Origin of the sequence: Bradyrhizobium sp. ISRA430 (assembly GCF_029909975.1) — a bacterium.
Lineage (GTDB): Bacteria > Pseudomonadota > Alphaproteobacteria > Rhizobiales > Xanthobacteraceae > Bradyrhizobium.
Genome location: NZ_CP094516.1, coordinates 8,501,146 through 8,522,355 on the forward strand (window position 1 = coordinate 8,501,146; position 21,210 = coordinate 8,522,355).

Annotated in this window: 14 protein-coding genes and 1 pseudogene; 8 read left to right on the top strand and 7 right to left on the bottom strand. The window is 65.8% G+C overall.

Annotated elements, in window-relative coordinates; genetic code table 11:
* Window positions 1-78: 78 nt before the first annotated feature.
* From MTX21_RS39765 to MTX21_RS39775, 3 genes are all read left to right on the top strand, one after another.
* Complete coding sequence (locus MTX21_RS39765; RefSeq protein ID WP_280969865.1) at window positions 79-891, top strand: UDP-2,3-diacylglucosamine diphosphatase; 813 nt, start codon at window positions 79-81, stop codon at window positions 889-891.
* On the top strand, window positions 891-1,934 hold the full coding sequence (locus tag MTX21_RS39770) for a glycosyltransferase family 1 protein (protein WP_280969866.1): 1,044 nt from the start codon (window positions 891-893) through the stop codon (window positions 1,932-1,934). The genes MTX21_RS39765 and MTX21_RS39770 overlap by 1 nt, the downstream gene beginning before the upstream one ends.
* A gap of 64 nt (window positions 1,935-1,998) precedes the next feature.
* Window positions 1,999-2,982 (top strand): threonine/serine dehydratase, encoded by a 984-nt coding sequence (locus MTX21_RS39775; protein WP_280969867.1) that lies wholly within the window; start codon window positions 1,999-2,001, stop codon window positions 2,980-2,982.
* Window positions 2,983-3,065: 83 nt separating this feature from the next.
* On the opposite strand, the gene MTX21_RS39780 is transcribed toward MTX21_RS39775, so the two are convergent.
* On the bottom strand, window positions 3,066-4,742 hold the full coding sequence (locus tag MTX21_RS39780) for a Na/Pi symporter (RefSeq protein ID WP_280969868.1): 1,677 nt from the start codon (window positions 4,740-4,742) through the stop codon (window positions 3,066-3,068).
* Window positions 4,743-5,723: 981 nt separating this feature from the next.
* Here MTX21_RS39780 and MTX21_RS39785 point away from each other — a divergent pair.
* Window positions 5,724-5,834: pseudogene (locus MTX21_RS39785) on the top strand (MBL fold metallo-hydrolase); the annotation flags it as partial.
* 20 nt (window positions 5,835-5,854) lie between these two features.
* Here the strand turns inward: MTX21_RS39785 and MTX21_RS39790 are convergent.
* The 4 genes from MTX21_RS39790 to MTX21_RS39805 all read right to left on the bottom strand — a co-directional run bounded on the left by MTX21_RS39790 (window position 5,855) and on the right by MTX21_RS39805 (window position 10,318).
* Entirely contained in the window at window positions 5,855-6,946 is a 1,092-nt protein-coding gene (locus MTX21_RS39790) for a TRAP transporter substrate-binding protein (protein ID WP_280969869.1), read from the bottom strand.
* Between the two features lie 1,197 nt (window positions 6,947-8,143).
* Window positions 8,144-8,326 (bottom strand): hypothetical protein, encoded by a 183-nt coding sequence (locus tag MTX21_RS39795; protein ID WP_280969870.1) that lies wholly within the window; start codon window positions 8,324-8,326, stop codon window positions 8,144-8,146.
* Window positions 8,326-8,781: a hypothetical protein gene (locus MTX21_RS39800; RefSeq protein WP_280969871.1), complete on the bottom strand. Its 456-nt coding sequence runs from the start codon at window positions 8,779-8,781 to the stop codon at window positions 8,326-8,328. The genes MTX21_RS39795 and MTX21_RS39800 overlap by 1 nt, the downstream gene beginning before the upstream one ends.
* A gap of 160 nt (window positions 8,782-8,941) precedes the next feature.
* A complete protein-coding gene (locus MTX21_RS39805; protein ID WP_280969872.1) occupies window positions 8,942-10,318 on the bottom strand; it encodes a hypothetical protein in 1,377 nt (458 codons plus the stop codon).
* A 75-nt stretch (window positions 10,319-10,393) separates the two neighbouring features.
* On the opposite strand from MTX21_RS39805, the gene MTX21_RS39810 reads away from it, so the two are divergent.
* Window positions 10,394-11,590: an MFS transporter gene (locus MTX21_RS39810; RefSeq protein ID WP_280969873.1), complete on the top strand. Its 1,197-nt coding sequence runs from the start codon at window positions 10,394-10,396 to the stop codon at window positions 11,588-11,590.
* Here the strand turns inward: MTX21_RS39810 and dgcA are convergent.
* Window positions 11,560-12,552, bottom strand: a complete 993-nt coding sequence (gene dgcA, locus MTX21_RS39815; protein WP_280969874.1) for an N-acetyl-D-Glu racemase DgcA — start codon at window positions 12,550-12,552, stop codon at window positions 11,560-11,562. The genes MTX21_RS39810 and dgcA overlap by 31 nt on opposite strands.
* A gap of 143 nt (window positions 12,553-12,695) precedes the next feature.
* Here dgcA and MTX21_RS39820 point away from each other — a divergent pair, with 143 nt between their 5' ends.
* From MTX21_RS39820 to MTX21_RS39830, 3 genes are read left to right on the top strand one after another with little or no spacing between them, the layout of a single operon-like run.
* Window positions 12,696-13,829: an ABC transporter permease gene (locus tag MTX21_RS39820; RefSeq protein ID WP_280969875.1), complete on the top strand. Its 1,134-nt coding sequence runs from the start codon at window positions 12,696-12,698 to the stop codon at window positions 13,827-13,829.
* 2 nt (window positions 13,830-13,831) lie between these two features.
* Window positions 13,832-14,614: an ABC transporter ATP-binding protein gene (locus MTX21_RS39825; protein WP_280969876.1), complete on the top strand. Its 783-nt coding sequence runs from the start codon at window positions 13,832-13,834 to the stop codon at window positions 14,612-14,614.
* Window positions 14,615-14,630: 16 nt separating this feature from the next.
* Window positions 14,631-15,509 carry an MlaD family protein gene (locus MTX21_RS39830; protein WP_280969877.1) on the top strand — a complete coding sequence of 293 codons (879 nt, stop codon included), beginning with the start codon at window positions 14,631-14,633 and terminating at the stop codon, window positions 15,507-15,509.
* 128 nt (window positions 15,510-15,637) lie between these two features.
* Here MTX21_RS39830 and MTX21_RS39835 read toward each other — a convergent pair whose 3' ends face one another.
* Complete coding sequence (locus MTX21_RS39835; protein WP_280969878.1) at window positions 15,638-21,178, bottom strand: apolipoprotein A1/A4/E family protein; 5,541 nt, start codon at window positions 21,176-21,178, stop codon at window positions 15,638-15,640.
* Between the last annotated feature and the right edge of the window lie 32 nt (window positions 21,179-21,210).

The following is a 21,210-nucleotide window of genomic DNA, read 5'->3' on the forward strand; positions in this document are numbered from 1 at the left end:
GTTTGATTCGTATCTGAGGGTGCCTCACGGGTTCAATCGGTCATCCCCCTGTCACGGGACATTGTTACAGGCTGGCGCATGGGAAGTTACGATGTGAGTGACGAAAGCCCGGAGCGGCGCTTTCGCACGTTGTTCATCTCCGACGTCCATCTCGGAGCCCGCGGCTCGCAAGCCGACCTTCTGCTGGATTTCCTGCGCTACCATGATGCCGATACCATCTACCTCGTCGGCGACATCGTCGACGGCTGGGCGCTGAAGTCGAGCTGGCACTGGCCGCAATCGCATAACGACCTCGTCCAGAAACTGCTGCGCAAGGCGCGCAAGGGTGCCAAGGTCATCTACATCCCAGGCAATCACGACGAGTTCCTGCGGAAGTATTACGGCACGCATTTCGGCGGCATCGACGTCGTCGAAAACACCGTCCACACCGGCCCCGACGGCAAGCGCTATCTCGTCATTCACGGCGACATCTTCGACCTCGTGGTGCAGAACGCGCGCTGGCTCGCCCATCTCGGCGACAAGGCCTACGACTTCGCGATCCAGATGAATCGCTTCGTCAACTTCTTCCGCCGCATGCTTGGCGTGCCCTACTGGTCGCTGTCGCAATGGGCGAAGCAGAAGGTCAAGAAGGCCGTCAATTACATCGGCGCGTTCGAGCAGGCGCTCGCGGCCGAAGCGCGACGGCACGAGGCCGACGGCGTGATCTGCGGTCACATCCACTATGCCGTGATCCGCGACGAGGCCGGCATCCGCTACATGAACTGCGGTGACTGGGTCGAGAGCTGCACGGCGCTCGTCGAACATGACGACGGCCATTTCGAGATTATCACCTGGGCGGATCAGTTGCACAAGCCGGCGCAGGTCCCCCAAGTCGCCGCAAGAGCTGCCTGATGCGCATCCTGGTCGCGACCGACGCTTGGCACCCGCAAGTCAACGGTGTCGTTCGGACGCTGACCAAGCTGGCCGATGCGGCCAAAGCGCTCGGCGTCGAGTTCGCGTTCCTCACACCGCAATCGTTCCGCACCTTTGCCATGCCGAGCTATCGCGACGTGCGGCTCGCCGTGCCGCGCCCGGCCAGAATCGCGAGGCTGATCGAGGAGGCTCGGCCCGACAGCATCCATATCGCGACGGAAGGGCCGATCGGCCTGATGGTCCGCCGCTATTGCCGCCAGCGCAAGCTGCCGTTCACGACCAGCTTCCACACCCGCTTTCCCGAATATGTGCGCGCCAGGGTGCCGGTTCCGGGCTCCCTGATCTGGCGGGCGCTGCGCCGCTTTCATGGCGCGAGCAGCGCCGTGATGGCGGCGACGCCGGCGCTGGCCCGTGAGCTCGGCGAGCGCGGCTTCGACAATGTCGTGCTGTGGCCGCGCGGCGTGGACACCGGGTTGTTCCACCCGCGCGCGATCGATCTCTGCCTGCCGGCGCCGGTGTTCCTCTCGGTCGGCCGCGTGGCGGTGGAGAAGAATCTCGAGGCCTTCCTCGCGCTCGACCTGCCTGGCACCAAGGTGATCGTCGGCGACGGCCCGGCGCGCGCGTCGCTCGAAGAGGCCTATCCGGAGGCGATTTTTCTGGGCGAGAAGCACGGCGAGGCGCTGGCGGAAATCTATGCTGCGGCCGACGTCTTCGTGTTTCCCAGCAAGACCGACACGTTCGGCCTGGTCCTTTTGGAAGCGCTGGCGAGCGGGCTGCCGGTCGCGGCCTTCCCGGTGAAAGGGCCTCACGACGTGATCGGCGATGCGCCGGTCGGCGCGCTGGATCACGACCTGCGCGGCGCGTGCCTTTCGGCGCTCGACATTTCCCGGCAGGCCTGCGTCGAATTCGCCGCCAACCACACCTGGGAGGCCTCGGCGCGGTCCTTCGTCGACAACATCCGGGCGGTCGGCGCGGTGTTGCCGGGCAGGGGCGAGGCGGAGCCGGCGCGCTTCGTCGCCTGACGGCCGAAACTCCTCACGCCGGGGTGTCTTGCCCGCGCCTCGCCAGCCGCGATACAAATCCCCCATGACGGAACAGCCCCTCCCGGTCGGCCCCGCCGACATCGACGCCGCAGCGCGCGTGATCGCGCCCTTCGCCATCCGCACCCCGCTGTTGTCCTTTCCCGTGCTCAATGAGCGCGTCGGCGCAAAGGTCTTTCTGAAGCCGGAGATGCTCCAGCGCACCGGCTCCTTCAAGTTCCGCGGCGCCTTCAACAAGGTTTTTTCGATCCCGCAGGACAAACGCTCCGGCGGCGTCGTCGCTTTCTCGTCCGGCAACCACGCCCAGGGCGTGGCGGCCGCCGCAAAGATCCTCGATATGCAGGCGACCATCGTGATGCCGTCGGATGCGCCGCTGTCCAAGCGTGAGCGCACCAAGTCTTATGGCGCCGAGGTGGTGCTGTACGATCGCGACCGCGACGATCGCGAGGCGATCTCGCGCGGCATCGCCGAGAAGCGCGGCGCGACGCTGGTCAAGCCCTATGACGATCCCTTTGTGATCGCGGGACAGGGCACCGCCGGCCGCGAGATCGCCGAGGACATGGCGAGCCTCGGCATCGCGCCCGACATCGTTGTCGCGCCGGCCTCCGGCGGCGGCCTGATCGCGGGCGTCGCGACCGCGGTGAAGGCGCGTTACCCGCAGGCCCAGGTCGTCGTGGCCGAGCCCGAGGCGTTCGACGATCACACCCGATCGCTCGCCGTCGGCCATCGCGAGCCGCATCCGCCTGCGGCCCGCACCATCTGCGACGCGTTGATGGCCTTGATGCCGGGTGAGATGACGTTTGCGATCAACAGCAAGCTGCTGGCGCGCGGCGTCACTGCGTCGGATGCCGAAGTCGGCGCGGCCGTGGCCTTCGCCTATCGCGAGCTGAAACTCGTGGTCGAGCCGGGCGGCGCCGTCGGCCTCGCCGCACTGCTCGCCGGGCGCCTCGATGTCGCCGGCAAGAACGTCGTGATCGTGCTCTCGGGCGGCAATGTCGACGCCGACCTGTTCGCCGAGCTGGTTGCCTGATCTTTCGATATGAAGAGGGGCAGAGCGTTGTCGCTCTGCCCCTTGTCGTGTGCCGGATGCTTCCTGACCCCCGCGGACGTGATTTAGCCCCGACCGACAAGATGAACCGCAGAGCGCCAGGCGTGCTGCGACAGGGCTTCGAGGGTTCGAACCGTTTCGACGCGAAGCAGGGCAACGTCGGCGGTGAGGGTGCCATCGGACACCGCGCCGAGCGTCGCGCTGCGATGCCTGCGCAGCACCTCGTCGAGTTCCGTCGTACAACGCTCGAGCTCGGCGATGGCCTCGTCAGGCGGGTTCGCGCGCGGGCCGGCCATGGCGTCGGCATGTGACGCTGGCGGCGATCCAGCGACGCGAGGCGGCGCCGCGACACCGCGCGCAATCGCGACAGCGCTTCGCATCACTTCTGCGCATACCTCTGCAGCGCGGATGTCCTCCGGTCCGTTTGCAATCGCACCGAAATTGGTTTCTCCATTCGCCAGGTCCGTCAGTCGGGACGCGCGGTCGAGTGCGTGGAGCGTGCTGGTGAGAGACCGTTGTTCGTCGTCGATGTCAGGGGGGCCGGTGACGTCCGACAGGAAGACTTGTGCCTGACGCAGCGCGTCGGCCGCCTCTTGGACGGATACGGCGGTCTTTCCCAGGCGTATGGGGCCAGCGCGGCCGGCCAGTCGCGCCTCGACCGAACCGCACACCGTCACGAGCACGCGCGCGATGGTTTGTCGCACCGCCTGCACCGCCACGATCGGGGTCGCGAGCGCGGACGGGTCGAGACATCGTGTCAGCGGCGAGCCGCGCTCGGGCAGGATCCACTCGACGAGGCCTGTGAACCAGTTGATCAGCGGCAGCAGCACCGCCACGCCGACGACATTGAACGCAGTGTGGTATCCGGCGAGCAGCATGACGCCGTCGGTCGTGTCAGAGGCGCGCAGAAGCAGAGGCGTGACGACGGGAAAAGCAACCAGCGCGATGAGCGCGGCGATCAGCTTGAAAAGCACATAGGCAATGGCGAGCCGCTTGGCCGTGGTGCTCGCGCCGATCGCGGCGAGCGCAGAGCTCGTCGCCGTGCCGATATTTTGGCCGATGATCAACGCGCAGGATTGGTCCAGTCCGACCGCGCCGGCGTAATAGCCGGACAAGGTCACCGCGATCGCGGCTGTCGACGATTGCATCAGCGCGGTCATGACCAGTCCGGTCACGACCAGCGCCAGCACGCCGAACAAGCCTAACCACCATGGGGTCCCGGGGCCACCGAGAACGGCAGGCAGGTCCGCCGGGTGCAATCGTTCCGCGAGCCCACCCATGCCCTGCTGCAGGGTCGTCAGGCCGAACAGCACGAGTCCGAAGCCTGCGAGCGCGGCGCCCACCCCGGAGATCCGTCCCTTGCCCAGAAGTTTGGTCAGCGCACCGACGAAAATCATCGGCAGCGCCGCGGCCGTGAGCGAGACGCGGACGCCAATTAGCGCCACCAGCCAGCCCGTGCCCGTGGTGCCGATGTTCGCGCCGAAGACGAGGCCCAAGCCTTGCTGGAACGTCAGCAGGCCGGCGCTGACCAGACCGATCGTCGTCATGGTCGTTGCGCTCGAAGACTGCACCAGCAGCGTGACGACGGCGCCCCAAAGCGAGCCAAGCAGCGGCGTTGACGCCGCTTTGCTGAGCACCGCGCGCAGGGCGGAGCCGGCCAGCGCTTTCAGGCCCTCCGTCATCACGGTCATGCCAAGCAGGAAAAGACCTACGCCGCCGAGTGTCGCGACTGCCGTAGACATGCGCACTCCTGAGCTGGCTGACGACCGGGGGAGCGCCCACACTGTAGCGCAGTTGCAGCGCAAGCACAGCCGCCAAACTGGCGCGCATAAGGTCGCAACGCGATCTCATCGTTTCTGTCTTCCCATACCTCCCACAACGTAGTTTGACCCACCTGCGCGGGCCTGAAAAACGTCACCTATGTCGAGCGACCGAACGCAAGCTTCCCGTTTGCCCCCACGGGCAAAACATCTGCGCCGCTTCCGAGGCCTGTCAAGTCGGTCCGACGCAAATATTCCGTGTTACCGAAATTCGGATTTGTCGTATGTCTCGCCCATCCCGGTCCACCGAGAGGGGCGATCGTACGTCGTCGCGATTTCGCGGACCGGGTTGCGGTGGACGCGGCAGCGTCGGCACGAGGGGCGCGGGCAGGGCGGATAGTCCCTGTGAAGCCCGAGGGCAGCGTGCAGACGAGCGGCGCTGTAAGGTTCGTCTCGCCAACATTTTGATGGCTAATGTGCATGACGCCATCGAACCCCGTGGCGATCAGCGAACGCGCGTACGGCAAATCCGTGTGGTCCTTTCTGCAAGCAGCTTTTCGAGGGCTGTGGAAATCGGCCTAAGCCCCTGAAGGTACTTCTCAGTCGTGGCTGGAAAACGGAGAGCCCGCCCGAAACCTGCCGGGCCCTATTAGGCCCTATGTCACAGATGCGCGGGCGCGGCCCGATCTGGTGACGTTTCGCCGCTCTCTGCGACGTCGCTGTAACGGCCTCTCCGCGACCTTGCCGCGCTGCCGTCCGGGTGTGCTGGTAGCCCTGCCGCTCCCGGCGCCCGTACGGCCGTCCTGCGGCCCCGCGCCGGTCGCCTCTTCTCGCCCGCGATAGTGACGCCTGCGACGTTGGCGCGGGACCGCGCTGCCCTGCCGCTATGTCCGCTTAGCGAAGGCTGACATAATGAAGGTCAGGTCGAATGTCGCAGAAGGGCCCACTTGCAGACGTGCGGTCGTCGGACACACCGGCCTTCCCGGCGGTAGCCACGCCACGTCGATCAATTCGATCACCCGGAAACTCTTGCCGCTCTCCGACGACGTCGACTTCATCCGCGGCCACGCGCCGGTTCGAGGTCGCAGTTTCGTTCAGCCCTTCGGGCGCGTGCGGATCATGAAGGTTTCATATGAGTACTCCGCGACCTGCCACCAGAGATTTTCGTCGTTTCGAAAGTCCATTTGTGAATCGTAGATCTTCTTGAAATCAGGGTTGGACGCGGAGGTTTCCGCATTGACCTCGTTGGAAGCCTTTAAGCACGCTTCCATCACCGCCTGGCTGAACGGACGCAGCAGTGTCCCGTTGGCGACGAGGCGCTTGAGGGCTGGCGGATTGCGTGCATCGTAGCGCGCCTGAACGTCCATATTGGCATAGCCGCAGGCGACAGCGAGGAGCGCCTTGTAAGCCTTCGGCAGAGCGTTCCACTTGTCCAAATTGATGAAGAAATGCAGGGCCGTGCCACCTTCCCACCAACCGGGATAATAGTAATACTTGGCGACCTTGTAGAAGCCGAGCTTCTCATCGTCGTAGGGGCCGACCCATTCGGTCGCGTCGATCGTGCCTTTCTCCAAGGCCGGATAGATGTCGCCACCCGCGATCTGCTGCGGGACCGTACCGAGCTTGGACAGCGTCTTGCCTGCCCAACCGCCGATCCGCATTTTAAGTCCGTTGAGATCTTCGACGCTGTTGATCTCCTTGCGAAACCAACCGCCCATCTGAGTCCCGGTATTGCCGCCCGCAATGCCGTATATACCGTACTTCTTGCCGAACTCGTTCAGCATGTCCTGACCGCCGTGATCCTGAAACCATGCATTCTGCTGGCGCGAGTTCAGACCGAACGGAACGGAGCAATAAAGTGCGAAGGTCGGATCCTTGCCGATGAAGTAATAGGCGGCTGTGTGACACATCTCGACAGTTGCATTGCTCACTGCATCGACCGCCTGCAATGCAGGAACGATCTCGCCGCCTGCGAAGGGCTGAATCTGAAATTTGTTGTCGCTGGCTTCCGCAACATATTTCGAGATCGTCTCTGATGCGCTGAATGGCACATCCAGCGACTTCGGCCAACTTGTGGTGCAGCGCCACTTCATTTCAGGCATCGACTGCGCGATGGCTGGCGCAGCAACAGCGGCCGACGCGGCGAGGCCAGCGCCTGCCGTTTTGAGAAAATGACGACGTTTCATGGCGTTTCCCCTCCGGATTCTTGCGCACTGAACAAAGCGCCCGCCCGCGGCCATTTCGGCAGCGGTGCTCCTCCGGGGATCAAGTCTTCATGCTAGCGGGCATTCCTTGGATGAACCCGGAAAGCCACCAATTATAACAGGCATTGGGATGCGCAGGAGATGTGAAAGCCACCATCGGCGAGTCAAAAAGATCTCGATCAGTCCGCTCCCGGCGTGGCGCCGCCTGTCGCCGCCGCGCTCGATGGTGATGACGCGATGCGGCGCCAGCGATGGACCGTGGAGGGATGGCTGCTCCCTCCGCACGGTCGTCCGGGTCCTCTGGGGCGCGTGGAAACCGCGGGGTGCGCGACCGCGACCTTTGAAGATATTTGCCATCCATCAATCGCGCTTAAATTTTTGTGCGGATCGGTACACAAAGGCGTGCGCGATGTGACGCAATGAGGTCGTCCGGCATCGTCGAAGTCCGCTTCCCGTGGCCTCACTTGCCAAACACCGGCTGGCCTGGTGCGCGGTCCAGTGGCGCGTGTGGCTTAGCGAGGCCTGTCGTACCGGGCGGGGTCTCGTTGCTAGCGGTCCTAGTGTCGACCCGCTCAAACGTCGTGACGAGTGCCGCGATTGTTGCGATTGTCACAGCAAGCGCGAAAAGTACGATAGCGGTACGGTGGCTGTTCTGCTCGTTACTCATGAGGGCACTCAACAGGTGATATCGGGCTAACGAGCACGAAAGAGGCCGCCAACTGAGGCGGCCTCTGGCTTGTTACGAGCAAGCTGCCCCAGACATCTTTTGACGCGATGTGCAGGTAGTCATCATCGGCCTTTTCTTCGCGGCCATACCTTTGCCGGATTGCTGCATCGTGGCAGGGGTCTTTGTCGCCCCGCTAGAAGGTTGCGCCGATTGCGCCATTACCTCTGACGAAAGTGAGATACCCAGAGCAGCAATAGCAATGACGGCAAGTAAGTTCCTCATTGTATACTCCCCACGTTTGCGATGAGCGCATACAACCACAGGTCATGTCAGCCCGCACTATGGCGGGGGTGGTAATCCAAAAGTAGCAACACCACGACCGCCTATGACGCGGGCGTCCGGGTTGAAATCAGCTCAGAGCGGACCGGACGTTCACGGCCTGCCCCGCTGCTTGATGGCCCAGAGGCGATGGGCTTCCTCGATGTACGGATCGGGGGCGGTCGGCTCCGGTATCAACTTCGCGCCTTCCTCACGCGCCGCTTCTTGACCCGCTTCAGCGGCACATCAAACCGCGGGTTCTCGCCGTCGAGGTCAAACAATTCGTCGCGGTGCGCGCCGAGCAACTCGCTCGACCGCAGCATGGTCACTAGCTCGAACTTCAGCGCCAGCCGCGTTCTGCGATCCCATGACCGCATCAAATTCTCATCGTCGAGGCCTGCCAGAATATCTTGATCTCGTCCTCGGAAAGGACGCGGGTGCGGGCATCGAGCTTCGGCAGATTGATGTGTTCTCCCACGCCTCCAGCCGGGGCCGCATCTCGCCGTCCGGCTTGCGGACGGGCGTCTTCATCCAGTTGATCCGCTCCTCGATGATCGATTTCCCTCTGGCCTCTCTCACTCCCCTGAATTGACGGTGCCGTCCGCCCTGCCGCCGCCCCCTCAGCCAAGCGGGGCCGCAAGTGCAGCGTCATCCTGACCGACCGCATGTGCGAGAAGCGGGTGACTGAGCGCACCAAATCTACGACCGCAAATGCCCCGGCCTCGGCGCAGCGAAGTAATCCAGAATCCCTCCGCGGCAGCAGCCTGGATTGCTTCGCTTCGCTCGCAATGACGATGTGGACACAGGTGCACGCCAGAACTTCGGTCGTCATGCCCGGGGCTTGCCGTCTTCGCTGAAGCTACGCCGGCCCAACACCGGTAGCCGGCGAAGCCTCGGCGGAGCCGGGTCCCGGACATCCACATCTACCCTCACGTGCGGTGATGCGTGGATGGCCGGGGACAAGCCCGGCCATGATGAAGTGACCGCTCGTCTCAGGAGAAGAACGCGATCTTCTCCGCCTGGGTCATGCGGCGGATCGGGGCGAGGGGATCGTTCGCGGGAGCGCGGGGCTTTTGCAGGATGCCGCTAGCGAGAATGGTTGCGCCGAGCGAAGGCTCGGGCAGGGGGGACGGCATGGGCAGCGTCGCGGTCGGCGCCATGGGGAATGTCGCCGTGACTGCCACGGCCGGGGCCGGATGCTCCATCACCTCAGCCGCAGCCTCGGCGATCGCGTCGGTGAGGCGCGCGAGCGATTCAGCCGCAATCGGCGCCTCGACAGCCGGCGCCTGTGCTGCAATCGGCGCGACGGCAGGCTCTTCCTCGATCGGTGCGACGGCCGGCTCGGCTGCGATCGGCTCAGCGACGTCAGCGGCCATCGGCTCGCGGATGTCCGCGGGCATCTCCATCGGCTCGATGATCTCGTCGAAATCCGGATCGGGCGCGGCCATCTCGAATGCGATCCGCTCGAGCACGGCTTCGTCCTCGGCCTCCGCGGCGGCATCGAACGGAAGCTCCGTCATCTCCGCGATCGCAGCAGGTTCAACGAGGCTCTCTTCAGCCGCGACCTGGCTTTCGGCAACGATCTCCGGCTCAACCGCGACGTCCATCGCTTCGTCAGCGCCGGAGTTCGCCTCGGTGGCGCCGATCTCTTCAAGGGCCGCTTCAGGCTCGGCCGGCGCTGCAACGCCCTGCGGCGCCTCCGTAAAGGCCGTGGGCGCTTCGCTGGCCATTGCGGCAGGTGCAGCCTCGACAGCCGCTGCTTCCACCACAGTCGGCGCTTCCTGCACCGGAGCCGACGAAGGACGTGCGGCTGTCTGCGGCGCTGCGCTGCCGTCAACGTCGGTCTGCTCGATCCGGTCCTTGAGCAGATCGAAGGCGGCCTTGAGCTCGGTGCGCAGGTCGATGGTCGAGACCTGCGTGCAGGCGCTCTCGATCGAGGCGAGCTGCGAATCAATCAGGTCGCAGATTCGCCCGTCGGCGCCGATCTCGCGCCAGCGCCAGGAGATCTCCTTGATGATGCGGACGCCGCGCTGGATCGGCGCGAGGGCCGCCTCGATCGCCGACGGATTGAACGCCGCGGCGGCTGCGCCTTCGGTGTCCTCGACCGCGCGGCGGATCGCCACCAGCGCCTCGGGCAGGCGATCCTCGATGACAGGTTGCCGCTGCGCCGCAAGGGTTTCTTCGATTTTCGCGACCGCATCAAGCACCATGCGGGTGTCGGCATTTCGGTTGCGCTTGGCGTATTCGCCGAGGAACCAGCGGCCGCGCGCAGTCTCCATGAAGGCTTCGCGGATCGCGTCGTAGTCCTGCTCGTTCGGCTCGGCCGCGCGGGCAGACATGGGCGAGAGGGCAAATGCTTCAGTGGCCATGGCAATCTCGTCGCGCAAATCAGTGCGCGTTACAGTAACGATCACCACGATATCGACCGAATCGCAATTGGTTTGATGGCACCCGAATCACAAATCCCCGTTGCTGCACCTCTGAAGCAGCGATTCGCCGTACGCCTGGCGCTGTTCTATTCGGCGGTGTTCGCGGTGTCGGGCGCTCATCTGCCGTTCTTCTCGGTCTGGCTGAAAGCGATCGGCATCGATGCGGCCTGGATCGGCGTTATCATGGCGCTGCCGGCGATGACGCGTTTTACCACGCTGCCTTACGCAACCGCTTTGGCCGAAAAGCGCCGCGCCATTCGCGCCGGCATGATGGTGTCGGTGTTCGCGACCGCCGCGGGCTTTGCCGTGCTCGGCCTGCAGCAACAGCCGCTGGCGCTGTTCCTGGTCTACGCTGTGACCTGCGTGCTCTGGACGCCGACGATCCCGCTGACTGATGCTTATGCATTGCGTGGCGTCGCTCACTACAAGCTCGACTATGGGCCGGTGCGGCTGTGGGGCTCGGCGGCCTTCGCCGCCGGTTCTCTCGCTTGCGGCTTTCTGGTCGACACGATAGCCGCGCGCGACCTGATCTGGGTCATCGTCGCGCTTGCCGTCGTCGCCGCGCTCGCAAGCCTCCTGCTTCAGCCGCTCGACGATGTGCGGCGAAAGGGCGCGGAGCTGCGCGGCGGAACGGCACTGCTGCGCGATCCCGCCTTCTGGGCCATCATCGTCTCGGCTGCGCTGATCCAGGACAGCCATGTCGCCTACTATACATTTTCGGCGATCAACTGGCGGGCCCACGGCCTCGGCGGGCTAACCATCGCGGGCCTGTGGACGCTCGGCGTGATCGCCGAGATTTGCGTCTTCGCGCTGTCGCGCCGCTTCTCGCTGCACGCCTCGTCACTCATGGCGATCGGCGGTGCGGGCGCCGTCGCGCGCTGGATCGTCACCGCGAACGAGCCGCCGCTTGCACTGCTCGCGATCGTGCAGCTTGGCCACGGTCTTACCTTCGGCATGACCATCCTCGGCACCATGAGTCTCCTGGTGCAGCGCGTGCCATCGCATCAGATCGCACGCGGGCAGGGCTACTACGCTGCGTGCATCGGGCTGTTGGGTGCGGCGACCTCGATCGTCTCGGGCGCGATCTACGCGCGCATCGGCGAGGGCCTGTATTACGTGATGGCTGCGATGGCCGGCGTTGGTGCGCTCGTGATCTGGTCGACGCGGCACCGTCTCAGGGCTCAGCCCCAGAGCGAGGAGTCCGGCGGATAGACCAGGCTGCCGTCATAGCGCAGGGCGTGATCGCGATCGCGCGCCAGCAGGAGCGGTCCGTCGAGATCGACGAAGCGCGCCTGCGGCGTGACCAGCATCGCGGGTGCCATCGACAGCGAGGTGGCGACCATGCAGCCGACCATGATCTTGAAGCCGAGCGCCTGTGCCGCATCGGCCATGGCGAGCGCCTCGGTGAGGCCGCCGGTCTTGTCGAGCTTGATGTTCACGGCGTCATAGCGCTCGCGCAAAGGCGCGAGCGAAGAGCGGTCATGCACGCTCTCATCGGCGCAGACCGCGAGCGGGCGCTTGATCCGTGCCAGCGCGCCGTCCTGCCCGGCCGGCAGCGGCTGCTCTACCAGCGTGACGCCGACCGCGGCGCAGGCGGCGAGGTTGCGTTCCAGATTGGCCTCGGTCCAGGCCTCGTTGGCATCGACGATCAGTTCCGATTCGGGGGCGGCCTTGCGCACCGCTGCGATCCTGGCTTCGTCGCCATCGCCGCCGAGCTTGATCTTGAGCAGCGGCCGGTGCGCCGCCTTGGCGGTGGCCGTCGCCATCGCCTCCGGGCTGCCCAGCGAGATCGTGTAGGCCGTGGTGCACTCGCCCGGCACCGGGCGGCCCAGCAGGTTCCAGGCTCGAACGTCCGCTGTCTTGGCTTCCAGGTCGATCAGGGCGCAGTCCAGCGCGTTGCGGGCCGCGCCCGGCGGCATAGCCGTTTGCAGGGCCTTCCGGGTGAGGCCCCCGGCAATGGCGTCCTGCATGGCCTGGAGGGCCCCAAGCGTTCCCTCGGGCGTCTCGCCATAGCGTGGATAAGGAACGCATTCGCCCCGGCCGGTCAGCCCATCCCGGCTAATTTCCGCCACAACGGTGACGGCCTCTGTCTTGGCACCTCGACTGATCGTGAAGGTCCCGGCGATCGGGAAGCGCTCGATGCGCGCCAACATCGAAAGTTTGCTGGAAGTCATTTGGAACTCTGGCAATTTCTGAACCGGCTGGTTACCTGATGCAACTAACAGTGGCTAGTTGGGGGTACCTTCTCTAGGTAGGGGCGCGTGCGCAACCATCTCTATTCTTCCGCCTCGGATGCCTCGGCACGGGAGCGGACATCTTGAGCGGCGATCCGAAGCTGGAGCGGATTGCCAAAGGCAATGCGCTGGCACTCTGCGCCACCGGAACCTGGACCGCGAGCTTCGCGCCGGTCCTGGAGCGGATGGTGGCTGAGGCCGAGAAACTCGCCGGCAGCCCGCAGAGCATTTTCATCGACGTCTCCGAAGTCGCGAAACTCGACACCTTTGGTGCCTGGCTGATCGAGCGGCTGCGCCGCAGCCTCACGCAAGGTCCCGTCGAGGCGCAGATCGCAGGTCTGTCGGCGGACTATTCGAGCCTGGTCGACGAAGTGCGGCGGGTGAAGGCGACGCCGGTCGTCGAGACCGGCGCGGTCACGATCACCGGCATGCTGGAGCAGATCGGCCGGGCCGTGGCTGGTGTTGCCGGCACGGTAGCGGGCCTCGTCGACATGCTCGGCGCGGTGCTTGCGGCGAGCGGCCGCGTGCTGATCCACCCGCGATCGCTCCGCCTGACCTCGACCGTGCATCATCTCGAGCAGGTCTGCTGGCGCGCGGTGCCGATCATCGTGCTGATCACCTTCCTGATCGGCTGCATCATCGCACAGCAGGGCATCTTCCATTTCCGCAGGTTCGGCGCCGATATCTTCGTCGTCGACATGCTGGGCGTGCTGGTGCTGCGCGAGATCGGCGTCTTGCTGGTCGCGATCATGGTCGCGGGCCGTTCCGGCAGTGCCTACACCGCCGAGCTCGGCTCGATGAAGATGCGCGAGGAGATCGACGCGCTGCGGACTATGGGTTTTGATCCGATCGAGGTCTTGGTGCTGCCGCGCATGCTGGCGCTGGTGCTGGCGCTGCCGATCCTCGCCTTTCTCGGCGCCATGGCGGCGCTCTATGGCGGCGGGCTGGTGGCGTGGCTCTATGGTGGCGTCGATCCCGAGGCCTTCCTCTTGCGCCTGCGCGACGCCATCTCGATCGACCATTTCATCGTCGGCATCGTGAAGGCGCCGGTGATGGCCGCCGTGATCGGCATCGTCGCCTGTGTCGAAGGGTTAGCTGTGCAGGGCAGCGCGGAATCGCTCGGGCAGCACACGACGTCGTCTGTGGTGAAGGGCATCTTCTTCGTCATCGTCATGGACGGCGTGTTCGCCATCTTCTTCGCATCGATCGGAATGTGATGATGGCGCAAGAAATCCAAACCGCGATTCAAAATCCCATCATCCGCGTCCGCGACATCACCGTGCAGTTCGGCGCGACGCGCGTGCTCGACGGCCTCAATCTCGACGTCAAGCGCGGCGAGATCCTCGGCTTCGTCGGCCCGTCGGGCGCGGGCAAATCGGTGCTGACGCGCACCATCATCGGCCTCGTGCCGAAGGTCGCCGGCCGCATCGAGGTGTTCGGCGTCGATCTCGATGCGTCCGGCGGCGCAGAGCGCCGCGGCGTCGAACGGCGCTGGGGCGTGCTGTTTCAGCAGGGCGCGCTGTTCTCCTCGCTGACCGTACGGCAGAACATCCAGTTTCCGATGCGCGAATATCTGCGGGTGTCGCAGCGGCTGATGGACGAGATCACCATCGCCAAGCTCATCATGGTCGGCCTCAAGCCCGAGGTCGCCGAGCGCTTCCCGTCGGAGCTCTCCGGCGGCATGATCAAGCGCGTGGCGCTGGCGCGGGCGCTGTCGCTCGATCCGGACCTTGTCTTCCTGGATGAGCCGACTTCTGGCCTCGATCCGATCGGCGCCGGCGATTTCGACGAGCTGGTCAGGACCCTGCAGCGTACTTTGGGCCTGACCGTTTTCATGGTAACCCACGACCTCGACAGCCTCTACACAGCCTGTGACCGCATCGCCGTTTTAGGGAACGGTAAGATCATTGCGGCAGGGTCGATGGCCGACATGCAGGCCTCGCAGCATCCCTGGCTGAGGCAGTATTTTCATGGCAAGCGCGCCCGCGCGGTCATGGGTTGAGTAGCCGGAGCACCTGATGGAAACGCGGGCGAATTACGTACTGATCGGGTCGTTCACGCTGGCGGTGATCGCCGCTGCGATCGGCTTCGTGCTGTGGTTTCAGTCGCTGCACACCACCAAGCAGCGCAGTCCCCTGCGTGTCGTGTTCGAGGGACCGGCGGCCGGCCTGCGCAATGGCGGTAGCGTCAACTTCAACGGTATCAGGGTAGGTGAAGTTGTTTCGGTGAAGCTGGACAACCCGCGGCGGGTTGTCGCACTCGCCATGGTCGAGAACAATGCCCCGATCCGCAAGGACACCCTGGTCGGCCTGGAATTCCAGGGTCTAACCGGCGTCGCCGCGATCTCGCTCAAGGGCGGCGAGGAGGCCGCGCCCGCGCCGCCGCTCGACGAAGACGGCATCCCGACGCTGACGGCCGACCCGAACAAGCTCCAGGATGTCACCGAGGCGATCCGCGGCACGCTCCAGAACATCAACAAGCTTGTCGCCGACAATCAGGAATCGGTGAAGAAGTCGCTGAGGAACCTCGAGACTTTCACCAACTCGCTGGCGCGCAACTCCGAGAGGGTCGACGCCGTGATGGCCAAGGTCGACGGCGTGATGCTCAAGGCCGACAACCTCATGCTCGGCCTCAATACGCTCGCCGGCGGCAAGGACGGTGGCGAGCTATTCCAGGCGGTGAAGTCGATCCGCGAGCTCGCCGATGACTTCGACAAGCGCTCCGGTGCGCTGATGGCCGACGGCCGCCGCACACTCGGCGACATCAGTCGCGCCGTGAACAATTTCGACCGCAACCCCACGCGCGTGCTTTTCGGCGCCAGCAACAGCACGCAGGCCGCGCCGCCACCGGCCGAGCCGCCGAAGCCCACGTCTTCGAACGAGCGCCGGCGGCAGTAGAGGGCGCGAATGGCGCGTGGCGAATAGCCATAGGGCCCTCCACACAGCGTCGATCCAAAACAAAACGGAGCCCGCGAGGGCTCCGTTTTTCATGCGCTATTCGCTACTCGCCATTCGCGAGCTTCGTCTCACCCCAACCGTCCCGCTGCATGTGCGAGCAGGGTGTAGACCAGACCCGTCTCCGAGGTGAGGTGGCTGCGCAGCTCCTGCGGGCCACGGCCGTCGCGGGCGACTTCGTCGAGCAGGCGTTCGAACTCCGCGATGTAGCGGTCGACCGTGCTCTTGAAGTTGCGGTCGGCGCGGTACTTGCGGGCGACCTCGTCGAAGGCCTTCTGGCCGGCGGGCGTATAGAGCCGCTTGGTGAAGGCCTTGTTCTCGCCGCGCTGATAGCGGTCCCACATCTCGGATGCGAGGTTGCGGTCCATCAGCCGGCCGATGTCGAGCGACAGCGACTCCAGCGGATTGCCACCATTCTGCGGGGCCTGCGGCTGCTGCGGAGCCGGAGCACGGCCGCGCGGTGCCTCACGGCCCGCGGGGGCGGCAGGACCGGTGTCGGCGCGGTTCAAGAGGTCCGACAGCCAGCCGTCACGGCCCTGGTCGTTGCCGGCGGGCGCGACCGGGGGAGCCTCGGGGCGGCGCGAGGCGGGCACGCCGAGGTCGGGCGGCGGCAGGGTCGAGGCGCTGGTGCTCTCGCGCATGCGCGTCTCGGTGCCGCGGCCGGCGACGGCTGCCAACATCGGCTCTTCCTGACGCTGGACCGTGGCGCGGCCTGTCGTCGTGACATCGAGACCGCGGCCGTGCTGCGCCACGATGCGGTTGAGCTCGGCGAGCGCCTCGATCTGGTCGACGATCACCTTGCGCATCTGCGCGGTGCTCTCGGCGGCCTCCTGAGGCATCTCGAGCACACCGCGCCGCAGCTCGTTGCGGGTGGCTTCGAGCTCGTTGTGCATCTCGAACGCCATCTGCTTCATGCTGGAGACGAGGTTGGCGAACTTCTCGGTCGATTGCTTGAACATCGCATCCGCCTCGTCTGTGGTCTGGCGGTAGATGTCGTGCATGGCCTCGATGGTCTGCCGGTGTTCCTCTTCGGACGCGGACCGCACCGCCTCGAACTGGCGGGTGATCGCGGCCGAGCCGGCGCCGGCGGTCTCTGCCACGACGCGGGCGATGTCGCGGGCGCGCTCTTCGGCTGCGGCGAGCGATTCATCGAGCAGGCCGGTGAAGCGCGACAGCCGCTGGTCGAGATCGGCCGTGCGCAGGTCGATCGTGGTGACGAGCGACTCCAGCGCCTGCTTGCGCTCGGCAAGCGAAGCGGTGGTGTTCTTGTTGCTCTGCTCGACAACGGTCGCGGCATCGACGAGCGCCTTGCCGTGAGCGTCGAACTGGGTCGACAGCTCGCCGAGATCCTGGAGCGCCTTCGTGGTCTTGGTGTTGAACACGTTGAGCTGCTCTTCCAGGTTCTGCGTCGCCGTGCCGTTGCGGGCGGTGACGTCGTTCATCGCCGAGACGAAGTCGGCGACGCGCGTCACCAGCGCCCGCTCGAGCGAGTTGAGGTTGTCGTGCGCCCCGGTCAGCACCTCCTGGAGGAGGATGTTGCCTTCGCGCAGCCGCTCGAACAGGGCCACCGTGTCGGTGCGCAGGATCTTGCTGGTCTCCTGCATCTCGGTGACCGCCGCGATCGAGACCTGGCGCGACTGGTCGATCGCGGAACGCGAGGCTTGCTCGAGGTCCTTGAGCGACTTGGCGACCGCGCCAGTGGCGAGCTCGCTCGCCGCGTTGATGGTGCGCGCCACCTCGGAGCCGTTGCCCATCATCGCCTGCGAGAACGCCTGGCCGCGCGTCTCGATCGACTTCAGCGCGTCCGACGTGACGCGGTCGATGTCGAGCGTGAGCTGACTGGCCTTCGAGCCGATCGCATCGATCAGCGCACCGCGCTTGGCGTCGATCATGTTCGACAGGCGGTCGGCCTGCTGCTGCACGTAGGTGACGATCTCGTCGGTCTTGCCGGTCATAGCCTGGCCGAAGCTGCTGCTGGCGGCGAGCACTGAGCGCTCGACGTCGGCCGAGCTCGACTTGACTCGCGAGCTCGCCTCGTTGGAGGCGCTGATCAGCGCGTTCTGCGCGTTGAGCGCGCTGGTCTGGATGTCGTTGGTCGCGTTCGCGGTGGCCGCGCCGAGCGCACGCTCGATTTCGGTCGAGATCGTGCGGATCTGGCTGGCGGCGTCCGCCGACGTCGAGGTCAGGGACGTCTGCGCTTCGCGCGCGCTGTTGAGGATCGTCGAGGCCGTGTCGGCGCCGACCGCGGTCAGCGTGCGCTCGATGTCCGTGGTCAGCGACTTGATCTGGCTTGCTGCGTCCGTCGAAGCGGAGATCAGCGTGCCTTGGGCCTCGCGCACGCCGCTCGTGAGCGCCTCGATGGTAGCGCCGCCGGCGGTCGCCAGCGCGCGCTGCATCTCGGCCGCGAGCGAGCGGACCTGGCCGGTCTGCTCGACCGAGACAGCGAGCAGGGTGCTCTGGGCGTCGCGGGCGCTGGCCGTGATCGTTTCGGCCGTCATCTGGCCGGCCTGCGAGAGCGAACGATGCACCTCGGCTGCGAGCGACTTGACCTGGTTTGCCGCATCCGAGGACGCCGTGACCAGCGTGGTCTGGGCCTCGCGGGCGCCGGCCGTGATGGTCTCGGCCGTCGAGGTACCCGCCATCGAGAGCGAGCGCTGCACGTCCGAGGACAGCGCTTTGATCTGATTGGCGGTCTCGGTCGAAGCCGCGATCAGCGTGCCCTGCGCATCACGCGCACCGGCGGTGATCGCCTCGGCCGTGGTGGCACCGGCCATCGACAGCGAGTGCTGCACGTCGGCGGTGAGCGTCTTGACATGGGTCGCCGCATCCGCGGAGGCGGTGACGAGCGTGGTCTGCACCTCACGGGCGCCGGCCAGGATCGAGGCGGCCGTCGCCGATCCCGCTGCCGACAGGGTGCGCTCGATGTCGGCCGACAGGGCCTTGATCTGGTTCGATGCTTCGCCCGACGCCCCGACCAGGGTCGACTGCGCCTCACGGGCGCTGGCCAGGATCGAGTTCGCGGCGCCCGTGCCGACCGCAGTCAGCGCGCGCTCGACCTCGGCCGAGGTCAGATTGAGCTGCGCATTGACCTCGGAGGAGACCGTCATCAGCGACTGCTGGGCGGCGCGCGCGCCGGTCTGGATCGTCTCGCTGGTGTTGACCACGAGGTTGGTGAGCGAGCGCTCGGCGTCCTCGACATGCGAGCGGATCGCGGTCGAGATCATCTCGGAGCGTGACATCAGGTCTTCGCTGGCCTGGCGTCCGCTGCTCTCGATGCGGCCGGCAACGGCCTCGACACGCGAGCCGAGCAGGTCCTCGAACTGCGCCACGCGCACGTCGATGTCGTTGGCGACCGAGCCGACCTTGGCCTCGATGGCCTGGTGGATCTCCTGGAAGCGCGCCGTGACCGTGTCGGTCAGGTGCAGGCTGCGGCCGTCGATGGTCTCGGTGACGCCGGCGATGCGGCGGTCGACCGCCTCGATCGCCTGCGCTGTGCCGTCCGTGAGCGTCGAGGTCAGGAGGGTGAGGCGCGTGTCGATCGACTGCACGGCCTGCGATGCGCCGTTCGTCAGCGTCGCCGTCAGATGGGTGAGGCGGGCATCGATCGACTGGATCGTCTGCGAGGCGCCATCCGTGAGCGACGTCGTGAGGTGGGTGAGGCGGGAGTCGATCGATTGGATCGCCTGTGTGGCGCCGTCGGTCAGCGACGTCGCCAGTGTGTTGAGACGTGCGTCGATGGTCTCGGTGACGGATTTCGCGCGCGCATCGAACGACTGTTCGAGGACGCCGACGCGGCCGCCGAACTGCTCGTCGAAGGTCTTGATGTGGCCCTCGATCGACGAGTCGAGGTTGGTGACGCGTTCGCCCAGCGTGGTTTCGAACTGCACCAGGCGCTGATCCAGCGCCGCGGTGATCTGGCCGCCGTTCGAGGTGAGGCGGGTGTCGAAGTTCTCGACGTACGTCTTCAGCGTTTCGGCAATGTCCTGCGTGCGCTGACCCATGCGATCGACGATCTCGCCGCCGAACGTCTTCACGGTGCGGTCGAACTCGGAGATGTGGCGCGTGATCAGCGCCCCCAGCGTGCCGGAGTCGCGGGCGAACTTCTCGACCAGCTCGGCACCCTGGTTCTTCACCAGCTCGTCGAATGCGCTCATCTGCAGCGACAGCGAGTCATGCGCGGTCTCGGTCTGGCTCACCACCTTGGCGACCAGCGTGTTCACGGTGGCGTCGAGCGCCTCGCTGGCCTTATCGCCGGAGCTCATGATCTGGCCGGCCAGCCGGTTGCCGGCGTCGTCGATCTTGGCGGAGAGGTCGTTGCTGCGCAGCTCGAGTTCGAGCAGCAGCGAGTCGGACGAATTCTTCAGGGAGTCGTGCACCTGCTCAGTACGCTCGGAGATGCCATCGACGATCGCGGCGGAGCGCTGCTCGAACTCGCCGGTGATGCGGTCAATGCGCTCGTTCAGCATTTCGTGGACGCGGTCGGCGAGGTCGACGAACTCATCGTGGACGTGGCCGGTCTTGAAGTTGAGGCTGGTAGTCAGCCGCTCGCTGGCGTCGAGCACGGCGCGCGTGGTCTCGTTGCTGGCCTCTTCGAGGCGGTCGAGCAGGTCGCCGCCGCGCTCGCCGAGCGCCAGGATCATGTTGTCGCCCGCGTTGCTGAGCGCCTGGGTGATATGGGCGCCGCGCTCTTCCAGCGCGCCGGTGATGCTCTTGGCGACCTCGTCGACGCGCGAGGCGATCGCATCGGAGATCAGCGCAATGTCGTGGCGCAGGTCGATCTGTACGCCCGAGATGGCGCTGCGGACTTGCTCGGCCTGGCCGACCAGGTTGTCGCGCTGGTGGGCGATGTCCTGAAGCAGGGCTCGGATGCGCACTTCATTGTCGGAATAGGCGCGTTCGAGCGCCGCGACTTCGTTCGCGACCAGCGTTTCGAGCTCGCCGGCGCGCGCGATCGCGCGCTCGATACCGTCGCCCATGGCGGCGACTTCGCGGCGGATCGCCTGGCCGACGGTGACCATCGAATCGGAGGCCGAGCCTTCCGGCTCGGAGAAGCGCATCGCCACTTGTGCCATGGCCTGCGCGATCATGCGCATCTCCTGGCCGCGCCAGACGAGGCTCGCGAGGAAGTAGAACAGCATGATGGGCGCGAAGAACATCGCGATCAGGCCGGCGATGACCAGCACGCCGCCGCTCTGGCCCATGGCAGCCTGGATCGAGGGCAGGAAGCCGACGCTCAGCGCGGCGCAGGCAGCGAGCCAGATGCCGGCGAACACGGTCGCGAAGGTGTACACGCTGCGGGCGGGGCGGCCCTTCTGCAGTGCCTGGAGCAACTGGCCGATGGTCTCGCGGTCGTCGTTGGCGGCGCGGTGCGAGGGGCGAGGCTCCTCGATCGACTCGAACACCGCCCGCTCGTTGGCGGCAGACCGCGGCTCGAAAGCGGGATCGTCGAACACGGGAGGTGCGGGCGGCGCCACCGGAGGCACCGCGTCGTTGCGCGCTGCCGATGCAGCGCGGCTGGTGTCCGCAGCGGTGTCGCTGATGTTCAGGGCTTCCTGGATCGCAGAAAGTGCCACTTCAGTTGGGTCTTTGACCTTTTTGGGAGTGTTCGCCATGTTCAGTCTGAGCCCTCGTTACTTGTCACGCC